The organism is Acidovorax sp. GW821-FHT09B03, from assembly GCF_059418305.1.
Genome location: NZ_JBWKPP010000008.1, coordinates 219,038 through 238,666, shown reverse-complemented (window position 1 = coordinate 238,666; position 19,629 = coordinate 219,038). Strand labels below are relative to the sequence as shown.

Sequence of the window (19,629 nt, the reverse complement as noted above, 5' to 3'; positions counted from 1 at the left end):
AGGGTGGGAGGGCGACGGCGACGGGGCTTCTTCGCGGCCGGTGGGGGGGAGGCGGGCGCGGTGGGTGCTGGCAGGGTGGCGGCAGGGGTAGGCATGGACAAAGGCTGAAAAGGGAAGCGGAAACGGGAGCACCGCTTTCACGATAGGCGGCCCATCCCCGCCCGCTTGTCAGCCAATGCCTACGGACCGCTAAGGACGGGCCCGCGTTGCGCGCTGCCCCTGCCTGCGACCCCTGTTCAGGGACGCAGCAGGTCGTACGCCGCGCGCACGCGCTGCATGTCGCGGCCGAGCCGGCGGCTTTGCGGCAGGTGGCGCATCCAGGCCATGCGCCGGATGCTGGTCGCCATCACGGCCTGCAGCTCGGGGCTGCTGGCGGACACCCAGGCGGTCCACATCGCGCGGGCATCGTCGAGCGCACCCACCAGGCGCAGGTAGATGGCGGTGGAATGCGCGTAGCACAGCGCATCGCGCGCATGGCACACGGGCAGCGCCAGCACGGCCGCCGGGTCGTCCTCGAAGTCGATGTAGCCCACCACGCCATCGGGGCAGCGCACCAGGTTGCGCGCAAAGGCCTGGCTCAGGCAGGTACCGCTGGCGTGCACCTGCGCAATGGCCGCCAGGCCCTGCTGCCACAGCGCCAGCACGGCGGCAGGGCCGGCGGACACGGCATGGTCGATCTCGTTGCCCAGTGAGGGGGTGTGCTGCGCGGGACGGCCCAGGTGGCGCATCAGGAAGCCATCGTCCTGCGCGGCCAGCACGGTCGGCACGCGCAGGCCCCGCGCCTGCAGGTCGCGCAGGCGCCGCACCTCGGTGGCAATGGCGGCGCGCCCGCCGGTGTTGGGCACGGGGCGCAGCACCTCCAGCCGCAGCAGGGCGGCCAGCACCGCCATGGCACGGTAGCGGCCGGTGCCCAGGGGCGCGCCCTCCTTCTTGAGCCACACCTGCTCATCACCGAGCCGGTAGCTGGCCACGTTGAACTGCTGCTGCGCAAGCTGCTGGCGCAGGTAGCCTGCGTAGTCGATGGTGTTGCCGCCCGGGATCGTGTCAGGAGCCTTGCCTGTGTCCATCGTCATACGGCGGCATTGGCGGGCAGGTCGCCGACGGCAGCCACGGCGGCGTGGGCCACCTCCACATGGTGGGGCACCGAAGGCTCCAGTGCCGGTTCGCTGGCCGCGAAGCTGTGCGCGCTGGCCAGGGGCCAGTACAGGCGAAAGACATTGTGCTGCGCATCGAGCGGGCCCAGCAAGGCGCCGGGCTGCATGCGTGTGATCAGGTTGGACAGGAGGCGCACCTCGGTATCGCTGATGCGGCGCACGATGTGGTGGGCCGTGATGTCCTTGGGATGCTGCAGGCCGGCGGCCTGTACCAGTTCCTGCAGCGCATGCAGGGTGCTGCGGTGGAACTGCGCCACGCGCGAGGCCTTGTCGGGCACCACCAGGGCCTGCTGGCGCTGCGCGTCCTGCGTGGTCACCCCCGTGGGGCAGTGGCCGGTATGGCAGCTCTGCGCCTGGATGCAGCCCAGCGCCATCATGAAGCCGCGCCCGGCATTGCACCAGTCGGCGCCCAGCGCCATCATGCGTGCGATGTCGAAGGCGGTGATCACCTTGCCCGCGCAGCCGATGCGCACGCGCTCGCGCAGGTTCACGCCGACCAGGGTGTTGTGCACCAGCAGCAGGCCCTCCTGCAGCGGCGCGCCCACATGGTCGCTGAACTCCACGGGGGCGGCGCCCGTGCCCCCCTCGGCCCCGTCGACCACGATGAAGTCGGGCGTGATGCCGGTGATCAGCATGGCCTTGACGATGGCGAACCACTCCCAGGGGTGGCCCAGGCAGAACTTGAAGCCCGTGGGCTTGCCGCCCGAGAGCTCACGCAGGCGGGCGATGAACTGCATCATCTCCACCGGGGTGGAAAACGCGCTGTGGCGCGAGGGCGAAATGCAGTCCTTGCCCACCGGTACGCCGCGCGCGGCGGCAATCTCGATGGTGACCTTGGCCCCCGGCAGCACGCCGCCATGGCCCGGCTTGGCGCCCTGGCTGAGCTTGAGCTCGATCATCTTCACCTGCGGGTCCTGCGCATTGGTGGCAAAGCGCTCGGGGCTGAAGCTGCCATCGTCGTTGCGGCAGCCGAAGTAGCCCGAACCGATCTCCCAGATCAGGTCGCCGCCGTGCACGCGGTGGTGCTGCGAGATCGAGCCCTCACCCGTGTCGTGGGCGAAGCCGCCGAGCTGCGCCCCCTTGTTGAGCGCCAGCACCGCGTTGGCCGACAGCGCGCCAAAGCTCATGGCCGAGATGTTGAACACGCTGGCATGGTAGGGCTGGGTGCAGGGCGACACGGAGGGGGACGGCGCGCCGGGGCTGCCGCCGATCCAGGCCCGAAAATCATGCGACGCGAGGTGCGTGGGCGCCATCGAATGGTTGACCCACTCGTAGCCCTGGGCCCCTACGTCCAGGTGCGTGCCGAAGGGCCGGTTGTCGGGCTCGCCCTTGGCGCGCTGGTAGACCAGCGAGCGCTGGGCGCGCGAGAAGGGAGCGGCCTCGCTGTCGCTCTCGATGAAGTACTGGCGCACCTCGGGGCGCACGTACTCGAGCATGAAGCGGATATGCCCGATGACCGGGTAGTTGCGCAGGATGGCGTGGCGCGTCTGGCGCACGTCGTAGACGCCCACGGCCACCAAGCCCCCGAAAACCAGCACCAGCGGCAGGCCCACACCGAACACCACCAGGGCGAACAGCGCCAGCAGCAGGCCCAGCACGCACAGTGCAAAGGCCGTGTAGCGCACCGGGTACAGGGAATTGAGTTGGTGGAGCATCGCTTGTCCTGGTTCTTTGGGGGGCGCGGCGGGAGGGCTACACTGGCCGCCTTTGCGCGGGTGGCGTTGCCGCCCCCCGCACTGTGCCCCGGTGCTGCGCTCGGGCGCAGTCCTTGCGCATCATAAAAGTAAAACTTTGCTTCCAGCAGCCCGACCACGGAGCCCCGCCATGACCGACCCCATCGAAACGCCCGAAACCGATCCCGAAACCCCCGCCCTGGCTGCTGCCCTGGGGCCCGACGAGCTCGAAGAGATCGACAACCTCCTCGACGACCTGCGCTCGCGCGGCGACGAGATTCCCCAGTGGGAGTTCTGCGACGGCTTCCTGACCGCCGTCATCTGCAACCGCCGCCCCATCGCGCCGGCCGAGTACCTGCCCATGCTGCTGGGCGATGGCGCCGAGCTCGAAGTGGCCGAGGGCGAGCCCCTGCCCCTGCTGCCGGCCTTTGCCGATGCGGCCCAGCAGGCGCGCTTCCTGGAGTTGTGGACACGCCGCTGGGACGAGGTGGTGCGCCAGCTCGATGCCAAGGTCGACCGCCTGGACGACGACCAGACCTTCCAGCCCGAGGCCATGGACATGCGTGGCGCGGTGGCCAGCCTGACCGAGGAGCAGCGTGCCGAGATGGATTCCGAGGAGCAGGACATCCCCTCGTTCGGCCAGGTCTGGGCGCTGGGCTTCATGTTCGCGGTGGAGAACTGGCCCGAGGACTGGGCGGCCCCGCGCGACAAGGAGGCCGCCCAGTGGATCAACGACGCGCTGGACAGCATCGTCGCCCTGACCGAAGACGACACCGGCAAGCCCGAAGTCTGCATGTTCGACGAGAACGGCCCGCCCAGCACCAGCCAGGCCCGGGTGGAGGCTTTCGGCGAGGCCATCTGGGCCGTGTACGACCTGCGCCAGGTCTGGAAGAGCCTGGGCCCGCGCGTGGAAACCCTGCGCAAGGCGCCCGAGCCCGGCCGCAACGACCCCTGCCACTGCGGCAGCGGCAAGAAGTACAAGAAGTGCCACGGCGCCAGCTGATCGGCAGTTGAGCCCTTTCCCGGTGGCGCACACGGTTGCGGTGCGCCACTTCCACGGGTGCAGCGCCCGTGGGTGTGTTGCCTGTTTTCTCTCCCCCATCCCCGTTGACCCGGCGCGCCTGCGGCGTGCGGCTGTCCCATGAACGCCTCCACCCTGTCCCGCCTGCGCGCCGAATGGGCACCGGTCAGCATTCCGCGCGAACTGCTGGCCGGTGCCGTCGCCACCTTTGCGCTGATCCCCGAGGTCATCGCCTTTTCCTTCGTCGCCGGGGTGGACCCTTCGGTGGGGCTCTTCGCCTCCTTCGTCATCAGCCTGGTGATCGCCTTCGTGGGCGGGCGGCCGGCCATGGTCTCGGCGGCGGCGGGCTCCGTGGCCCTGGTGGCGGCGCCGCTGGTCCAGTCGCATGGGCTGCAGTACCTGCTGGCTGCCGGCATCCTGGCAGGCCTGGTGCAACTGGCTTTCGGGCTGTTGCGCATGGGGGTGCTGGTGCGTTTCGTCTCCAGCTCGGTGCGTACCGGGTTCGTCAACGCGCTGGCCATCCTGATCTTCTCGGCGCAGTTGCCGCACCTTGCCGGCGCGGGCGCGGCCACCTGGGCCATGCTGGCCCTGGGGCTGGCCGTCATCTACGGGCTGCCCGCCCTGGGCCAGCGCCTGGGCTGGCGCGCGCTCACGGCGATTCCCTCGCCGCTGATCTGCGTGGTGCTGCTCACGCTGCTGGCCTCGGGCATGGGACTTTCGTTGCCCACGGTAGCAGACCTGGGACGCCTGCCCGATGCACTGCCCCTGCTCGGCCTGCCCGAGGTGCCCGTAGCCCTGGAGACGCTGCGCATCATCGCGCTGCCTGCGCTGGCGATCGCCATGGTGGGGTTGCTCGAATCGGTGCTGACCGCCGCCGTGGTGGATGAGATGACCGACACCCCGAGCTCGAAGAACCGCGAGTGCGCGGGCCTGGGGGTGGCCAACATCGCAGCCAGCCTGTTCGGCGGCATTGCCGGCTGCGGCATGATTGGCCAGGCCGTGGGCAACGTGAGGTACGGCGGTCGCGGTCGCCTGTCCACCCTGTTCGCGGGCGTGTTCCTGCTCATCCTGATGGTGGTGCTCAAGCCCTGGGTGTCGCAGGTTCCGGTGATCGCCCTGGTGGCCATCATGGTCATGGTGTCGGCCTCCACCTTCGACTGGAAGTCGCTCGGCACCCTGGTGCGCCACCCGCGCCTGTCCAGCGCCGTGGTCCTGGCGACCGTGGTGGTGACCCTCTTCACGCACAACCTGGCGGCCGGCGTGGCTGCGGGGGTGCTGCTCAGCGGCGTGTTCTTTGCCTTCAAGGTCGCGCGCATGCTCACGGTGCGCTGCGTGGACGATGAGGCCAGCGGCCTGCGCACCTGGCAAGTCACGGGCCAGGTGTTCTTCGCCTCGGCCGATGCCTTCATCGATGCCTTCGACATCCTGGGCGCGGAAGGCCGGCGCGTGCGCATTGACGTCTCGGGCGCGCATTTCTGGGACGTCACTGCCGTGGCAGCGCTCGACAAGGTGGTGCAGCGCCTGCGGCACCATGGCTGCACGGTGGAGGTGCTGGGGCTCAACCAGGCCAGCGCGTTGCTGATCGACCGGCTGGGCAACCCGCCCATCGCCGGAAACTGAGCCGCTCCGCCTCTCAGGCCGCCGCGGGCTCGTGCATGCGCATGGGGGGCCGGTCGGCGGCCTCCCGCTGGCCCAGCACGTCCAGGCCATGTGCATAGCCCTGCTGCACGATCTGCTCGAAGCGGTTCCACTGCAGCATGCCCACGCGGTCCATGGGCGGGTTGAAGTACAGGTCCGTGAGCTGCTGCGACTGGCGCTGGCGCGACATGCTGTACAGGATGGTCACGTTCATCAGGTAGCTGGCCAGGGAGGGCAGCTTGTAGCGCCGCTGCGCGCGCGGGCGCAGCTTGTCGCGCAGCAGCGCCCAGCTGCTGGGCACGTCGTCCAGGTCGATGTGCCGGGGCTTGCGGAAGTTCAGGTCCACGCCGATCACGGTGCCCACGCCGCGCATGCCACGCATCACGTCCACAGGGAAGTTGTTGAACGTGCCGCCGTCGCACAGCAGGTCGCCCTCGTGCACCACGGGGGGCAGCGCACCCGGGATGGAGATGCTGGCCAGCAGCGACTTGACCAGGCTGCCGTGGCGCACCACCTGCTCGCAGGCGCGTGAGTAGTTGGTGGCCACGCAGTAGTAGTTCTTCCACAGGTCCTCGACCTGGGCCGGAAACCCCACCAGCCGGCCCACGGCCTCTTCGAGGATCTGGCGCAGGCGCCGGCCCTTGATCAGCGAGAGCATGGGCAGCAGGTTGAAGTCGCCCGTGGGGTTGGTGCGAAAGGCCTCGCGCGCGTTGGCCATCACCGCGTCCAGCGGCTGGTCCGAAGCCACATAGGCGGCCATCACCGAGCCGATGCTGGTGCCGCCCACGCAGTCGATCTCCACGCCCTGCTCCAGCAGCGCGCGGTACACGCCCAGGTGCGCAAAGCCGCGCGCACCGCCGCCGGCCAGCACCAGGCCCACGGCCGTGCGGCTCTGGATGCGGGCCAGGCGGGCCATGTCGCGCTCCAGCGCCGGGCGCACGTGCACATGGTCGGACACCGCGCGGCGCGCCAACCACTGCTCGGTGCGGCGCGGGCAGCGGGTGTCGGCCGGGTGCAGCAGCACCAGGATCTCGGCCGCCTCGGTCAGTGGCGCGCGCTGGGCCAGGCACTGCGCCTCGATGGGGTGGATGGCGGGCTCGGCCGAGGCGTCGGCCAGCAGCAGCAATTCGTCGCAGTGGCGGCTCACGCGGCGCGTCCAGGGCGTGGGCTCGGCATCGGCCAGCAGCAGCACGAACTCGTTGCGCGCCTCGATCTCGTCGAGCAGCATGGCAATACGCCGGTTGGCCGAGGCATCGGCCCCTTCGCGCTGGGCGATGCCGGGGTCCTGCAGCTCGCGGTCCACCGTGGCGGAATCCACCACGCGCACCTTGCCCGGCGCGCCGAGCTGGCGCGCGAGCTTCACCGCAAAGCCCTGCAGGTCCACGCCCGCGCTGATGGGCAACAGGCCCATGGCCACGGGGCGCTCCATCACCGGATTGGCCGAGCGCGACTGCAGCCGTTCGATGATCTGGCGCGTGAGCGCGATCGACACCTGGGCACTGCCCGCCAGCAGGTTCTTGAACACCGGTTTGGTCAGCCGCACCAGCACCGAGTCGCGCACGGCGACCACGGTGGCGGCACGCGGCGCATCGGTGAACAGGCTGATCTCGCCGATGGCCTGGCCACGGCCCATGTCGGCTACGCGGCGCTGGCAGCCATCGTCGCCGCGCACATAGGCGCGAAGGCGGCCGCTCACGGTGAGGTACATGGACTCGCCGGGGTCGCCCTGGTTCATCAGCGTGCCGCCGCCGGGGATCTCCACCCACTCCATGTGGGAGCGCAGCAGTTCCAGCGCCTCGGGCGCCATGCCCTGCAGGAAGCTGCGCAGGTGCTCCATCAGGAGCTGGTTCTGGGTGGCGGTGAAAGGCGACATGGCGGCAGCAACGGGCAGATCGGGCGGCTCCATGCAGTAGCGGGCGCGGGACCGAAGGGGTTCCAGGTGGCCGCAGGCGCCCGGCCGGGAGGGCCTGCCCGCAGCATGCGAAGCCGCGAATTCTAGGGACGCACCAGCGCAGCGCCCCACCCCGCCCGGGTAGCGGGCGCGGGTGGCGTGAACAAATGCACGCTCTGCGTTCCGAATCTCTTGGCGATCTCCTGCGCGATCGCCAAGAGGCTCTTACTTCTTTTCCTGCGCCAGGAATTTCGCCAGGTTGCCGGCCGCCGTGCTGCGCACCTTGCGCTTGAGCGAGGGCGACCAGCCCAGCAGCAGGCCGGGCGTGCCCAGGGCCTGGCGCGACCAGCGCCAGAAATTGAAGTGGTCGCGGTGCGTGGCGATCAGGCCTTCGGGCGTGAAGGTGAATGTGCCGTCGATGATGTTGTGCACCTTGCGCCCCGTGGCGCTGAAGAGGTAGTGCGCCTCCCAGTGGGCGCGTCCGCTCTTGTCATCGGCCTCGATGCCGCTCGACTCGAGTTTCCAGTGCTCCCGGCCATTTTTGCTGGTGGCCGTGGCGAGCATGCGCCACATGCCGCCGATCTGCTCGCGCCCCTTGAGCGAGAACGCCTCATCGTCGAAGCTCGCGTCGGGCGCGTAACAGGCCTGCATGGTGGCATGGTCGAGCTGGCCGAAGGCGGTGTAGAAGCGCTGCAGGGTCTGGGCGTTAGGGTGCATGGATGGAGGCTCCGGTAGGTGCGGGGCGGGCATGTGGGCCCGGGCGGAAGATGCTACACCGGGGCCGTGCCGGCCTGCTGGCGCCTGGGCGACCCGGTGTGCGCCTCAACCCAGGTAGCCGTGCAGCCGCTGCAGCGCGTGCGCCACGGTGGCCTGGCGCACGGCGGCACGGTCGCCCGGGAAGCGCTGCAGCTCGGTGTGCACGGCGCCGTCCACGGCCCAGCCGAACCACACCGTGCCCACCGGCTTGGCCGGGCTGCCGCCCGTGGGGCCAGCCACGCCGGTGACGGCCACGCCTACCTGCGCGCGCGAACGTGCCACCGCGCCCGCGGCCATGGCGCGTGCCACCGGCTCGCTCACTGCACCGTGGGCTTCGATCAGTGCCTGTGGCACGCCCAGCAATTCGGCCTTGGCCTCGTTGGAGTAGCTCACGAAGCCGCGTTCGAACCACTGGCTCGACCCCGACAGGTCGGTGCAGGCCGCGGCGATCATGCCGCCCGTGCAGCTTTCGGCCGTGGCCAGCATCTGCCCGCGTGCGAGCAGGCGGGCGGCGATGTCGGCCAACAGCCGGGCCTGGTGCACCGGGTCGCTCATGTCCAGAACCTCCACAGCGCGATCACCAGCAGCGTGCAGAAGGCCGCTACGAAGTCGTCCCACAGAATGCCCCAGCCCCCACGCCAGCCAAAGCCCTTGAACAGGCTGTCGGCCCAGGCCACAGGTCCGGGCTTGGCTGCATCGAAGAAGCGGAACAGCGCAAACGCCACCAGTTGCCCCCACCAGCCCATGGGCATGGCCAGCCACAGCACCAGCCAGAAGGCCACCACCTCGTCCCAGACGATGCTGCCGGGATCGGCCACGCCCAGGTTGCGCGCGGCCACCGTGCAGGCCCACCAGCCCACGACCGTGCTGGCGGCGATCAGGAGGCCCATGTGCAGGGGGCTCAGCCATTGCTGCAGCGCCAGAAAAGCCAGCCAGGCCCAGAGCGTGCCCACGGTGCCGGGGGCGATGCGCGACAGCCCCGCGCCAAAGCCCAGCGCAATGCAGTGCGCCGGGTGCGAGAGCATGAATCCGGCAGTGGCGCGGCGCGGCGCAGCGGGCGGCGGTGAAGCAGGGGATAGGGGGTCCATGGCGGGGCTCATTGCCGCTCCTGCAATTGGATGTCCTTGGCGTAGCGGATCGTGTGCTCGGCACTGAACTGCGCCGTGGCGCCCGCTGCCAGGGGCTGCTGCCAGGCCACCGTGCCCGGCGTGCGGTTGAAGGCCATCTCGGCGGGCTGTGGCTGGTAGCGCGACTCGACCTCGATCTTCTCGTTGCGCGAGACCGGCGCGGCGTGCAGCACCTGCAGCGTGATGCCGGTCCGGTGGCGGTTTTCCACGCTGTAGGCGCGGCGCGTGCGGCGCTCGGTGCGCGCACCGGTGAAGCCCGTGGCGCTGGTCAGGTCCTGCGGTGCCTCGGCGCGCACGGTGACCAGGTCGTCCTTGCCGAACGACAGGCTGGTGCTGCCCGCGGGCGCGGTGCCGGGTGCGCCGAAGTCCAGCCGCCCGGTGCCCACGAAGGCGCCGTCGCGGTACAGCCCCACGGCGCCTGCAGGCCAGACGCCGGGCGGGGTGGCGACCTCGGCCACCAGGTAGGCGACATCCTCCACCGCCGGCGCCGTGCGCGTGAGCAGCGTGGCCGCCGCGCTGTGGCTGCCCAGCGCCAGCGTCACGCGCTGGCCGCTCGAGGGCACGGTGATGCGCTGGGGCACGGCGAACTCGGTGGCAAAGCCCTTGTCGGTGGTGCTCACCTCGAAGCTGGGCATGGCCTCTTCGGCCATGCCCAGGGCCCGGGCCACGGGGGCCGGTGGCGCGGCCGCCATCATCGCGGGAGCGGGCGTTGGCATGGGCTGCGGTGGCGGCGCCACATCCAGCGTCCACGGGCGCGGCAGGCGGCCCTGGGTGGCGCGCCCGGGCTGGCCGGTGGAGAGGACGAGTTGCACGTTGCTCCAGTCCTCGCCGCTGTTCTGTGCCACCAGGGCCTGGCGATCAAGCAGCACGGTGGCCTTGGCCGGATCCAGTGCGGCGCGGTAGGTCGGTTGCCAGCCCGGGCCACGCACCTGGTAGGACAGGCGCAGCTCGCCCTCGCGCTCGGCCGCGAGGTTGATGCTGACCGACACCACGCGCGCACGCTGGCTGGCCACGCGGTTGCGCTCGGCTACCAGGGGTTTGAGGGCGAGCTCCAGCGCCTCCTGCTTGCGCTTGAGCTGGTGGGTGCGGGCCAGCGCGTCTTGGCCCGACTTGCGCAGCACCTCGGCCATGGCGGTGATCTGTGCCGGCGTGGGGCCCTGCCCCCGGCCGCCGGGCGCATCGTCGCCCACGGTGCGGCCACCGGCCACGCCCTTGAGGTAGCTGTCCACCAGGTCCAGCGCACCGGTTTCGGCCTTCACGCCGGCGATCTGGTCTTCCAGCTCGCGGATGCGGCCGTCCAGCGGGCTGGCACAGGCGGGGGCCACGTCTCGGTCTTCGGTGAGCACGTTGAATTCGCCCACGCGCACGCTGGCATCGGCATGGATCTGCAGGCTCTGCGCGTCCAGCGAGGCGGGCAGGCAGGTGAAGCTGAAGCTGCGCGCACCCGCGGCCACCTTGGCCACGCGCTCCACGGTGGCGGTGCCGGAGTAGACGGTCACGCGCGCGATGCGCGAGCTGGTGTCCTGCGCGAGCGCACTACCGGCTGTGCCCAGCAGCAGGCTGGCGCAGAGGATGGCGGTAAGGCGGGTCATTCTGGTGGAAGGGTTCAACAGATCCTCCTGTATGGGGGCGCCGATGGCCAGGGCGCGGATTCCCGTGTTTGTATCCCAAATGCTGCCAGCCATCGGCAGGCGTGGGGCAAGCGGGGCCGCTGCCGCACCGACCTTGGTGGATTCATGGGATTGTCACGCAGCCTTCATATGCTGAAAAAGTCTTCCATTCTCACTCCAACAACCATGAAGCATTTTGTTCCCCGTGCCCTGTCCATCGCCGCCCTGGGTCTGGGCATGGTCGCCTGTGGCGGCTCCGATGACGGGTTCCAGTTTCCGGGTGCCAGCGGTACCAGCCTGCCTTACGAGGTGATCGGCAAAGTGGCCAACGCCGAAAAGACCGAGCTGCGCAACGGCAGCTACGGCTCCTCCCTGGCCCCGCATCCCACGCTGGAAGGCCACTTCTACGGCCTGAGCGACCGCGGCCCGAACGCTGCCACCGAGCCGACGCGCACACCCTCGGGCATCATCTTCATCACTCCGGAATACACGCCGCGCATCGGCCTGTTCAAGCTCACCCCCGAGGGCAAGGCCGAGCTGGTGAGCACCATCCTGCTCAAGGACGCCAAGGGCCGCCCCATCACCGGCCTGCCCAACAGCAAGTTCGGCGGCACGGGCGAGACGCCCTACAACCTGGACGGCAGCGTTGTCTCGCTGGACCCCGATGGTGACGGCGTCAAGGGTTTCGATGAAAGCGGCCTGGATTCCGAGGGCCTCGTGGCCCTGAAGGACGGCACGTTCTGGATCAGCGACGAGTACGGCCCGCACATCGTTCATTTCGACGCCACGGGCAAGGAGATCGAGCGCATCAACCCCTTTGCGGCCGACCCGCGCAACAAGGCCGGCCGCACCTTGCCGGCCGAGCTGTCCACGCGCTGGCCCAACCGCGGCATGGAAGGTCTGACCATCACCCCCGACGGCAAGACGCTGGTGGGCATGATGCAGTCCAACCTGTACAACCCGAGCAGTGCGGTCGGCAGCATCAACCTGGTGCGCATCGTCACGGTGAACATCGAGACCGGCGCCACGGCCCAGTACCTGTACCGCCAGGACGCAGCCGGCCTGGCCAACTCCGAGATCGTGGCCCTCTCCGCCACCAGCTTCCTCGTGGTCGAGCGCGACACCAAGTTCTACGGCATCGACACGGGCGTGGTGCGCAAGAACATCTACAAGATCGACCTCGGCCAGGCGACCAACGTGGACCGCTCCAACGCCGCCCTGCGCAGCGCCAACGCCTCGCTCACGGTGAATGCCGCCAACGGCCTGCTGGTGGACGGCAAGACGCTGGAGCTGGTGGTCAAGGACGGCGGCACCGCCGACAACTACGCGCCGGGCTGGGCGCAACTGGCCGCGCTGGGCATCCGACCCGTCGCCAAGACCCTGGCCTACGATGCCATCGCCTCGCAGAAGTACCCGCACGACAAGCTCGAAGGCATGTGGGTCATCGACGCGAACCGCCTGGCCATCCTCAACGATGCCGACTTTGTGATCGCGCCGGACAACCTGGGCGGCATCAAGCAGAAGTACCTGTACGACGGCAAGGCCGACAGCAACATGCTGTACGTGGTCAAGCCCATCGCACCGTTGTATTGACCGCGCTTCAGCGCGGGCCGTACACGGGCAGGGCCTGGCCCTGCTCGTAGGCACCCATGTCGGGCGCGCTGCCCTGGTGGCCTTGGTTGATGTTGGGGATGCGTTGCCCGGCATCGACGGCAGCGGAACCGGGCTGCAGGCGCAGGTCGGGCACGTTGTACAGTGTGAGCGGAGCGCCGGGGAACACGGGTGCAGCGGCAAACGAATCCATGCCCACCTGCACGGCTGACCGCTCCGTGGTGCGCGCGCGCAACTCGGCCAGGCCGGCAAAGCTGGTCGCGCCCCAGCGCCCGGTGAAACTGCCCGCGGTGGAGCCGTAGGCGTCGTGGTCCAGGTCGGCGCTGGCAAGGTCCAGATCGGCAATCGACAGCACCCGCCCGGTGCCGCTGGAATAGCCGCCATAGGTGCCGCCCGGCCCGCCGATGAACAGGTTGTTGCGCGCATACAGCCGCCCCACCGTGGCACCGGCATAGATGCCCAGCGCATCGCCGTTCTTCACCACCGTGTTGTGCAGCAGCACGTCGCCATAACTGCTGCGGTACAGCTTGAAGGCCACGTGCACGGCGTTGTAGACCACATTGCGCACGAAGTAGGTGGGCCCGCCCAGGCCCGGCTGCGATGACAGCGCGATGAACACGTTGGTCAGCCGGTTGCGCAGGATGCGGCAGTTGTGCATGCAGAAATCGGCCTCCACGCCGTCGTCCGCCGCTTCGGAAAGGTCGTTGTTCAGGATGTCGATGCTGTACTGGTCCACTGCCTCGTCGTCTTCGAGCAGCGAGATGTTGTCCCGAAAGCGTGCCACGCGGTTGTTCATGACCACGTGGCCCGGACCGGTGATGAGGATGCCCTCGCCCGCGTTGCCGCCCGACACGCCCAGCGCCGCCTCGGACCAGACCACCGTGCCGGTGACCGTGTTGTCGGCGATGTAGGCGTTCTCCGCCCGCGTGAAGGTGATGATGCCGTGGCCGCCCAGCGCTGCGGTGGCGTTGACGGTGCTGCGCGTCATGCTGAAGTCGTTCGTGCCGTTGAAGCGCACGCGGCCGTTCAGGGTCAGCTCGGTGAGCATCACATGGCGCTGGTTGAAGACGCTGATTTCTCCCTCGACCACGGCACCCGGGGTGCCGCGCACCACCAGCGGGCGGCCTGGCGTGCCGCTGCGCGCCACGCTGAAGCCGCTGTAGCGCCCGGCGCCCAGCTCCACGATGTCGCCGGCATTCGCGGCCGCCAGTACGCCGGCCAGGGTGGCCGGCGTGGCGGGCTTGACCACCGCGCCAGGTGCCGGGGTAGGCACGCTGCGCGTGGTGGCCGTGGTGGTGCGCACGGTGCTGCCGCCATCGGGGTCGGTGAGGGTGAGTTCGATCTCGTAGGTGGTGCCTGGCGCTACGTCGAAGATGCTGCCCGAATGGCGCAGCGGCCAGGTGCGGCCCTGGCCCGAGGTCTCGTTGTGGATGCGGCGCAGCGGCATGCCCGTGAGCCAGGCGCTGCTGCCCTGCGCGCGGTAGCGCACGCCGACCACGGCATTGCGGTTGGCATCGCCCGTGAAGGCCCATTCCACCGAGATGTTTTCGAGCGTGGGAAAGGGCGTGGTGACGGCGCCCGGCACGCTGGCGTCCGCCGCGCTTGGGGGTGGCAGCAGCCCGCCCACACCCAGCAGTTCCAGCCCCGGCCGGGTCAGGCTGACCCGGGGGTAGGTGGCGTTGCCGATCACCACCTGGGGCAGGCGCAGCACACTGCCCGTGGTCAGGTACTGCAGCTCCGTGCCGACTGCGGGGTCGTCCACTCGAAGCTGCCCGGGGTCGATCAGCCGCACCACGACATCGCGGTAGCGGTCACCGGCATCGAGCTGCAGGGTGGGCAGGCGCAGCGTACCGGTGGCGGGCTCGAAGCTCGCGGTGTCGGCGGCCATGGCGGGTGCTGCGGCGCCCAGCAGGCAGGCAAGAAGGCTTGCCGCGAATCGGCGCAGGTGGTGGTGCATGGTCGTGGGAAAAGGGGGGTGGGTTACAGAGCGTCGGGCACGGCGTCGGCCAGAAAATCGTACACCGCCCGGATGCGCTGGTTGGTGCGTATCTCGCGGTGCACCGTGAGCCAGATGGGCAGTTCGGGCAGCTTGAGCATGGGCAGCACGGCCACCAGGTCCGGCTCGGTGCGTGCCATGTAGTCGGCCACGAAGCCGATGCCCAGGCCGCTGCGCACCACCTGCCAGTAGGCGATCAGATCGTCGGTGCGCAGCGCGAACTGCTGGCGCTCCACAGGGAAGCCCATGGCCGCGAAGCCGCGCGCGATGTCCCCCTGGCGGTCGTTGCCGACCACGTCGTGCTGCATCAGGTCGGGCGGCTGGCGCGGCGTACCCCGGCGGCGCAGGTAGTCGCGGTGGGCATAGGTGCCCAGCGTCACCTTGCCGATGCGCTTGGCCACCAGGCTGGCCTGCGTGGGCTGCACCATGCGCAGGGCGATGTCGGCCTCGCGGCGCAGCAGGTTGGTGACTTCGTTGCTGGCCACCAGCTCCACCTGCACCTCGGGCAGTTCGATCCGCATGCGGGCCAGCAGGGGCGGCAGCAGCATGCAGGCCACGGGCTGGCTGGCCGTGATGCGCACCGTGCCGCTGACGCCTGCCTCGGCCCCGGAGACGCTGCGTGCCAGCTGGTCGGCGCCGGCCTGCATCGCGCGGGCCGACTCCGCCAGGCGCAAGGCCGTCTCCGTGGGCAGCAGGCCGCGCCCCGTGCGCTCGAACAGCACCACGCCGAGCTGCGACTCCAGCTCGGCGATATGGCGGCCGATGGTCGGCTGGCTCGCGTTCAGCGCGCGCGCGGCGCCCAGCAGGCTGCCCTGGTCCAGGGCGGCCAGGAAGGATTGGATGAGGCTCCAGTCAAAGCGTTGCGTCATGGGAGAGGTGAGGTATGCAAATTTGCATTGCTGCTATCGACAGTTAGCCAATTGTGTAACGGCGGGCGCGTTTCCACAATCACTCCATCCCTTGATTCCAGGAGCCACGCCATGACGAATGCCGCATCCACCGTCCTCATCCTCGGGGCCCGCGGGCGCCTGGGCCTTGCCGCCGTCCAGGCGTTCGCCCAGGCCGGCTGGCAGGTGCGTGCCCAGCTGCGCCCGGGCGCCACCGGCCCGGCCGTGCCCGGCGTGCAGTGGCTCGCCATTGCGCCAGAGGACACGCCGGCCCTGGCGGCCCATGCGCAGGGGGCCCAGGTGGTGGTGCATGCCATGAACCCGGCATACACCCACAAGGCCTGGCGGACGCAGGCGCCCGCGCTCATGGACGCCGCCATCGAAGTCACCCGCGCGCTGGACGCCACGCTCATGCTGCCCGGCAACGTCTACAACTATGGCCGCGCCATGCCGCCGGTGCTGCGCGAAGACACGCCGCAGACGGCGCTGGACTTCAAGGGCCGCATGCGCGTCCACCTGGAGCAGCGCCTGCAGGCCGCCACCCGCGACGGTGCCTTGCGCGCCATCGTGCTGCGCGCCGGCGACTTCTTCGGCAGCGGTGCGGGCAGCTGGCTGGACCTGGCGATTGCCAAGGACCTTGCCAAGGGCCGCATCACCTGGCCCGGCCCGCTGGACACCAGCCGGCCCTGGGCCTACCTGCCGGACCTGGCCCGCACCCTGGTGAAGGTGGCCGAAGCGCACCACCGCCTGTCCGCCTTTGACACCCTGCACTTTGCCGGCCAGCAGGTCACGGCCCGGCAGTGGGTGCAGGTGCTCTCCGCCGTGGCAGCCGAGCAGGGCTGGGTGCCGGATGCCGCCGCCGTGCGCGTGGGCCAGCTGCCCTGGCCGCTGCTGCGCGTCGCCGGCCTGGTGCTGCCCACCTATGCAGCCCTGGCCGACGTGCGCTACCTCTGGAGCACCCCGCACCGCCTGGACAACACGCGCCTCGCCGCGCTCATCGGCGCCGAGCCGCACACCCCGTTCGAGCCTGCGGTGCGCCGCGCGCTCCATGACCTGGGGCTGCTGGCCCCGGCCCCTTCCCACGCCGCCCTGGCATGAACCGCAAGGAAAACTCCACCATGCAACGCCGTACCTTCATCCGCCTGGCCGGCGGTGGCACCATCGCCGCCGCGGTCATCACCCCCCTGGCTGCCTGCAGCTCCGGCTCGCACTACCCTGCCCAGGCCATCGAGGCCTGGCAGGGCCCCGTTGGCGAGACCGATCTGCGCCGCCGCGCCGTGGCCTATGCCATCACTGCGCCCAACCCGCACAACCTGCAGCCCTGGGTGGTGGACCTGCGCGAAGAGGGCGTGATCACCCTGCGCACCGACCGCGAACGCGTGCTGCCCGAGACCGACCCGCTGGGCCGCCAGATCCTGATCGGCCACGGTGCCTTCCTGGAGCTGCTGGTGCTGGCGCTGGCCCAGCAGGGCATGGCCAGCGAAGTCACGCTGTGGCCGCAAGGTCCGCTGCCGTCGCAACTGCGCGATTGGGATGGGCGCCCCGTGGCACGTGTGGTGCTGCGGCCCGGCGGCGAGCCCGATGCCCTGTTCACGCAGGTGCTGCGCCGCCGCACGCCCAAGGTGGACTTCGACCTGGCCCGGCCCGTGGCCCCCGATCTGCTCCAGGCCTTGCTGGCCGGTGCATCCCGGCCGGGCAGCCCGCAGGCCGGTGGCACGGTGGAGCCCGCGCGCCTGGAGGCCTTGCGCGCGCTGTGCTGGCAGTCGGCACAGGTCGAACTGCGCACGCCGCGCACGATGATGGAAAGCATACGCCTCACGCGCGTCGGCCCCTCCGAGATCCTGGAACACCGCGACGGCATTTCGCTGAACACGCCGTTCATACGCGCCGCAGCGGCGCTCGGCTTCTTCGACCGCTCCGCCCCGCCCGAGGAAGGCAGTGCGGGCTACAAGGGCGCCATGGACCGCTTCGAGGGCCACAGCCGCACGGCGATGGGCTTCGTGTGGCTGGCCGGCGGCAACACCCGCGCCGACCAGGTCGCGGCCGGCCGCGCCTACGTGCGCCTGCAGCTCAAGGCCACTGAACTGGGCCTGGGCATGCACCCCATGAGCCAGGCCCTGCAGGAGTTCGCCGAGATGGCGCCGCACTACGAACGCGCCCACCAGTTGGTGCTGGGGCGGGGTGCGCCGAAGGAGGCTGGCGATCCCACGGTGCAGATGCTGTGCCGGCTGGGCTATCCGCAGGGCGAGGTTCCCGCCACGCCCCGCCGGCCCATGGCACGGCTGCTGCAGACCTGAGGCTGCCGCGGGCTCAGGCCTGGGGTGCCACGTAGGCGATGAGCCGGCCCATGCGGCGTATCCACTCCGAGGTCACGATGAACTGCGGCTTCTCGCGCTTCACATAAGGGTCGATCTCGGGCGGGTTGTCAGCCGGGTAGGGCGAGGTGTCGTAGACATCGCCCACATGCTTGCTGCGGTAGGCCGTGCCCGTGTAGGGCGCCGTGGGTCCATTGCCGCGGTAGGTGTTGACGATCTCGGGCACGGCCGAGGTCCAGTAGTTCTTGGTCCCCAGCTCGGTCAGCAGCGCCTGCGCCTCGCTGTCGGGCACCACCGGCGTGGGCATGGTGGCGCCGGTGAAGAGGTCCGGGAAGTCCACTTCGCGGATCGAAAAATAGCGCGGCAGTGTGCGCGTGGCGCCCGTGGACTTGAGCGGCGAGCGCGCCACCATGTCGGCAATCGCCGCGTCGCCCATGTGGCTCAGCGACTGGTAGGTCGACTCGAGCCCGGCGATGTCGATGGGCCGGCCCGCCGAGTAGTGGCTGATGGTGTTGGTGTAGTCCTTGTCCGCATAGTAGGCGCCGTTGTGGATGTTGGAGCCGTAGCGGTGCATGTACAGACCGTCGTTGGTGCCCAGCTCCACGAAGGTGGGGTGGGTGCGCCCGCCGCCGAGCAGCGGATTGACCGTGGCCGCGTCCGCAGGCAGCGGGCAGGACTTGAGCCAGGCGATCGCCTCCGGGATGCGGGCCAGGTACTTCTTGTCGCCCGTGAGCTGGAAGTAGTTGAACAGCTGGCGGATGTTGGTCTGCGTGGTGTGTGTCGCCAGCGAGCGCGGTTCGTAGCTGCGCGCACCGGCGGGCGCACCCGCCGGCCGCCCGGCCGTGGGGCGCGAGAGGTGCTGCAGGCTCCAGCCGGCCTGGGGCCCGGGTTGCTGCATGAGGCGCATGCATTCCATGGCGCGCTGGATGTTGCCGATCAGGCGCGTCTCCCCCAGCGCCGTCACGCACAGGGTGAGGAACTTGATGTTCTCGCCCATCACGTCGTCGTTGAAGGTGACGTGCAGCGTGTAGTCGCCATCGGCCATGCCCACGCGCGCGCCTGCAGGCACCTGCTGCGGGTTGGGCAGCGGCATGCTGCTCACGGCCCCCGGGAAATGCGGGAAGCGCTGCGGCCAGCCCCCGTCGGCAATACCGTACTCGGGGCCGAACTGCGACTGCACCACGAAGTCGATGGCGCGCAGCAGCGGGCCGGAGAAGCGCACATCGCGCTTTTCCACGAACATGCGCAGCAGCAACTGCGAGGCCACGGCCGTGCCCGCGTCGTCGAAGGTAGCGTTGCCGTAGTAGTGCTGGAACTCCTCGAGCCGCCAGCCGTTCTTGCCGATGGTGTCGTACCAGCGCTTGAGCGAGTCCTCGCCCGCGAAGTCATGGATGTAATTCCAACCGCCCGAGCGGTGCTGCGCCGCGACGATGGCCAGCGCCGTGCGCTCGGCCGCCTGGTAGTAGCGTTCATCGCCGGTGGCGTGGTAGGCATCGAGGTAGACATGGCCGACGGAGGGCGTGCCGGGCGGCTGGATCCAGCACATGGTGCGGTAGGCCTCCATTTCGCCAAAGGTCTGCTTGAGGTCGGGCGAATACGACCAGACGTAGCCGCCCTGGTAGGACACCACTTCGTCCATGTACTGGGCCGCGCGCTTGAGGCCGGCTGCGGCTTCGGCCCGGGTGCCGGTCAGGGGCGCCGGCCCGGAGTCGCCACCGCCGCACGCGGACAGCAGCAGCGGGGTCAGGGTGGTGGCAATGGCAAAGTCTCTGCGCTTCATCGGTTGTCTCCTCGAAGGTTGGGAACAGGGGCTGGCTGGCACCTCGTGTGCCGCCGTCGCAGGCCGGCCCATGGGCTCTTGTCCTGCTGTTGTGGCGCATCCGTGACAGATGATGTCGTACAACTAGGGTGTGATTCTCTGCAGCGCAATCCGGCAGCGTGCTGGCGTTT

Annotated in this window: 15 protein-coding genes; 5 read left to right on the top strand and 10 right to left on the bottom strand. The window is 69.9% G+C overall.

Annotated features, from left to right (window positions below):
• Nucleotides 1-236: 236 nt before the first annotated feature.
• Both AC07PA_RS16940 and AC07PA_RS16935 read right to left on the bottom strand, forming a co-directional pair.
• Entirely contained in the window at nucleotides 237-1,073 is an 837-nt protein-coding gene (locus AC07PA_RS16940) for a BUD32 family EKC/KEOPS complex subunit (RefSeq protein ID WP_494606761.1), read from the bottom strand.
• Nucleotides 1,070-2,809 (bottom strand): FMN-binding glutamate synthase family protein, encoded by a 1,740-nt coding sequence (locus AC07PA_RS16935; RefSeq protein ID WP_007850402.1) that lies wholly within the window; start codon nucleotides 2,807-2,809, stop codon nucleotides 1,070-1,072. Before AC07PA_RS16935 ends, AC07PA_RS16940 begins: the two co-directional genes overlap by 4 nt.
• Before the next feature lie 169 nt (nucleotides 2,810-2,978).
• Between AC07PA_RS16935 and AC07PA_RS16930 the strand changes: the two genes are divergently transcribed.
• Together AC07PA_RS16930 and AC07PA_RS16925 are read left to right on the top strand one after the other, a co-directional pair.
• Nucleotides 2,979-3,830: a UPF0149 family protein gene (locus AC07PA_RS16930; protein WP_007850405.1), complete on the top strand. Its 852-nt coding sequence runs from the start codon at nucleotides 2,979-2,981 to the stop codon at nucleotides 3,828-3,830.
• 138 nt (nucleotides 3,831-3,968) lie between these two features.
• Complete coding sequence (locus AC07PA_RS16925) at nucleotides 3,969-5,468, top strand: SulP family inorganic anion transporter (protein WP_494606763.1); 1,500 nt, start codon at nucleotides 3,969-3,971, stop codon at nucleotides 5,466-5,468.
• 13 nt (nucleotides 5,469-5,481) lie between these two features.
• Here the strand turns inward: AC07PA_RS16925 and AC07PA_RS16920 are convergent, their stop codons facing one another.
• From AC07PA_RS16920 to AC07PA_RS16900, 5 genes are all read right to left on the bottom strand, one after another.
• Nucleotides 5,482-7,359, bottom strand: a complete 1,878-nt coding sequence (locus AC07PA_RS16920) for a patatin-like phospholipase family protein (protein WP_494606765.1) — start codon at nucleotides 7,357-7,359, stop codon at nucleotides 5,482-5,484.
• Between the two features lie 243 nt (nucleotides 7,360-7,602).
• Nucleotides 7,603-8,094 (bottom strand): nuclear transport factor 2 family protein, encoded by a 492-nt coding sequence (locus AC07PA_RS16915; RefSeq protein ID WP_494606767.1) that lies wholly within the window; start codon nucleotides 8,092-8,094, stop codon nucleotides 7,603-7,605.
• Between the two features lie 105 nt (nucleotides 8,095-8,199).
• A complete protein-coding gene (locus AC07PA_RS16910; protein ID WP_494606769.1) occupies nucleotides 8,200-8,688 on the bottom strand; it encodes a CinA family protein in 489 nt (162 codons plus the stop codon).
• On the bottom strand, nucleotides 8,685-9,221 hold the full coding sequence (locus AC07PA_RS16905) for a phosphatidylglycerophosphatase A family protein (protein ID WP_494606770.1): 537 nt from the start codon (nucleotides 9,219-9,221) through the stop codon (nucleotides 8,685-8,687). Before AC07PA_RS16905 ends, AC07PA_RS16910 begins: the two co-directional genes overlap by 4 nt.
• A gap of 8 nt (nucleotides 9,222-9,229) precedes the next feature.
• The gene (locus AC07PA_RS16900) at nucleotides 9,230-10,852 is read right to left on the bottom strand and encodes a DUF4139 domain-containing protein (protein ID WP_494606772.1); all 1,623 of its coding nucleotides are present in this window, start codon (nucleotides 10,850-10,852) and stop codon (nucleotides 9,230-9,232) included.
• Nucleotides 10,853-11,056: 204 nt separating this feature from the next.
• On the opposite strand from AC07PA_RS16900, the gene AC07PA_RS16895 reads away from it, so the two are divergent.
• Nucleotides 11,057-12,463 (top strand): esterase-like activity of phytase family protein, encoded by a 1,407-nt coding sequence (locus AC07PA_RS16895; RefSeq protein WP_494606774.1) that lies wholly within the window; start codon nucleotides 11,057-11,059, stop codon nucleotides 12,461-12,463.
• A gap of 7 nt (nucleotides 12,464-12,470) precedes the next feature.
• Here the strand turns inward: AC07PA_RS16895 and AC07PA_RS16890 are convergent, their stop codons facing one another.
• Both AC07PA_RS16890 and AC07PA_RS16885 read right to left on the bottom strand, forming a co-directional pair.
• Complete coding sequence (locus AC07PA_RS16890; protein ID WP_494606776.1) at nucleotides 12,471-14,438, bottom strand: right-handed parallel beta-helix repeat-containing protein; 1,968 nt, start codon at nucleotides 14,436-14,438, stop codon at nucleotides 12,471-12,473.
• Between the two features lie 23 nt (nucleotides 14,439-14,461).
• Nucleotides 14,462-15,346: a LysR family transcriptional regulator gene (locus AC07PA_RS16885; RefSeq protein WP_494606778.1), complete on the bottom strand. Its 885-nt coding sequence runs from the start codon at nucleotides 15,344-15,346 to the stop codon at nucleotides 14,462-14,464.
• A gap of 111 nt (nucleotides 15,347-15,457) precedes the next feature.
• On the opposite strand from AC07PA_RS16885, the gene AC07PA_RS16880 reads away from it, so the two are divergent.
• Together AC07PA_RS16880 and AC07PA_RS16875 are read left to right on the top strand one after the other, a co-directional pair.
• Entirely contained in the window at nucleotides 15,458-16,462 is a 1,005-nt protein-coding gene (locus AC07PA_RS16880) for an NAD-dependent epimerase/dehydratase family protein (RefSeq protein WP_494606780.1), read from the top strand.
• 20 nt (nucleotides 16,463-16,482) lie between these two features.
• Nucleotides 16,483-17,661 (top strand): Acg family FMN-binding oxidoreductase, encoded by a 1,179-nt coding sequence (locus tag AC07PA_RS16875; RefSeq protein WP_494606782.1) that lies wholly within the window; start codon nucleotides 16,483-16,485, stop codon nucleotides 17,659-17,661.
• 13 nt (nucleotides 17,662-17,674) lie between these two features.
• Here AC07PA_RS16875 and AC07PA_RS16870 read toward each other — a convergent pair whose 3' ends face one another.
• Nucleotides 17,675-19,459 (bottom strand): pectate lyase, encoded by a 1,785-nt coding sequence (locus tag AC07PA_RS16870; protein WP_494606784.1) that lies wholly within the window; start codon nucleotides 19,457-19,459, stop codon nucleotides 17,675-17,677.
• Between the last annotated feature and the right edge of the window lie 170 nt (nucleotides 19,460-19,629).

What these genes read in the sequence shown, in the direction of transcription:
- AC07PA_RS16940 (WP_494606761.1), bottom strand. Translation starts at nt 1,073, where the DNA reads ATGACGATGGACACAGGCAAGGCTCCTGACACGATCCCGGGCGGCAAC.
- AC07PA_RS16935 (WP_007850402.1), bottom strand. Translation starts at nt 2,809, where the DNA reads ATGCTCCACCAACTCAATTCCCTGTACCCGGTGCGCTACACGGCCTTT.
- AC07PA_RS16930 (WP_007850405.1), top strand. Translation starts at nt 2,979, where the DNA reads ATGACCGACCCCATCGAAACGCCCGAAACCGATCCCGAAACCCCCGCC.
- AC07PA_RS16925 (WP_494606763.1), top strand. Translation starts at nt 3,969, where the DNA reads ATGAACGCCTCCACCCTGTCCCGCCTGCGCGCCGAATGGGCACCGGTC.
- AC07PA_RS16920 (WP_494606765.1), bottom strand. Translation starts at nt 7,359, where the DNA reads ATGTCGCCTTTCACCGCCACCCAGAACCAGCTCCTGATGGAGCACCTG.
- AC07PA_RS16915 (WP_494606767.1), bottom strand. Translation starts at nt 8,094, where the DNA reads ATGCACCCTAACGCCCAGACCCTGCAGCGCTTCTACACCGCCTTCGGC.
- AC07PA_RS16910 (WP_494606769.1), bottom strand. Translation starts at nt 8,688, where the DNA reads ATGAGCGACCCGGTGCACCAGGCCCGGCTGTTGGCCGACATCGCCGCC.
- AC07PA_RS16905 (WP_494606770.1), bottom strand. Translation starts at nt 9,221, where the DNA reads ATGGACCCCCTATCCCCTGCTTCACCGCCGCCCGCTGCGCCGCGCCGC.
- AC07PA_RS16900 (WP_494606772.1), bottom strand. Translation starts at nt 10,852, where the DNA reads ATGACCCGCCTTACCGCCATCCTCTGCGCCAGCCTGCTGCTGGGCACA.
- AC07PA_RS16895 (WP_494606774.1), top strand. Translation starts at nt 11,057, where the DNA reads ATGAAGCATTTTGTTCCCCGTGCCCTGTCCATCGCCGCCCTGGGTCTG.
- AC07PA_RS16890 (WP_494606776.1), bottom strand. Translation starts at nt 14,438, where the DNA reads ATGCACCACCACCTGCGCCGATTCGCGGCAAGCCTTCTTGCCTGCCTG.
- AC07PA_RS16885 (WP_494606778.1), bottom strand. Translation starts at nt 15,346, where the DNA reads ATGACGCAACGCTTTGACTGGAGCCTCATCCAATCCTTCCTGGCCGCC.
- AC07PA_RS16880 (WP_494606780.1), top strand. Translation starts at nt 15,458, where the DNA reads ATGACGAATGCCGCATCCACCGTCCTCATCCTCGGGGCCCGCGGGCGC.
- AC07PA_RS16875 (WP_494606782.1), top strand. Translation starts at nt 16,483, where the DNA reads ATGCAACGCCGTACCTTCATCCGCCTGGCCGGCGGTGGCACCATCGCC.
- AC07PA_RS16870 (WP_494606784.1), bottom strand. Translation starts at nt 19,459, where the DNA reads ATGAAGCGCAGAGACTTTGCCATTGCCACCACCCTGACCCCGCTGCTG.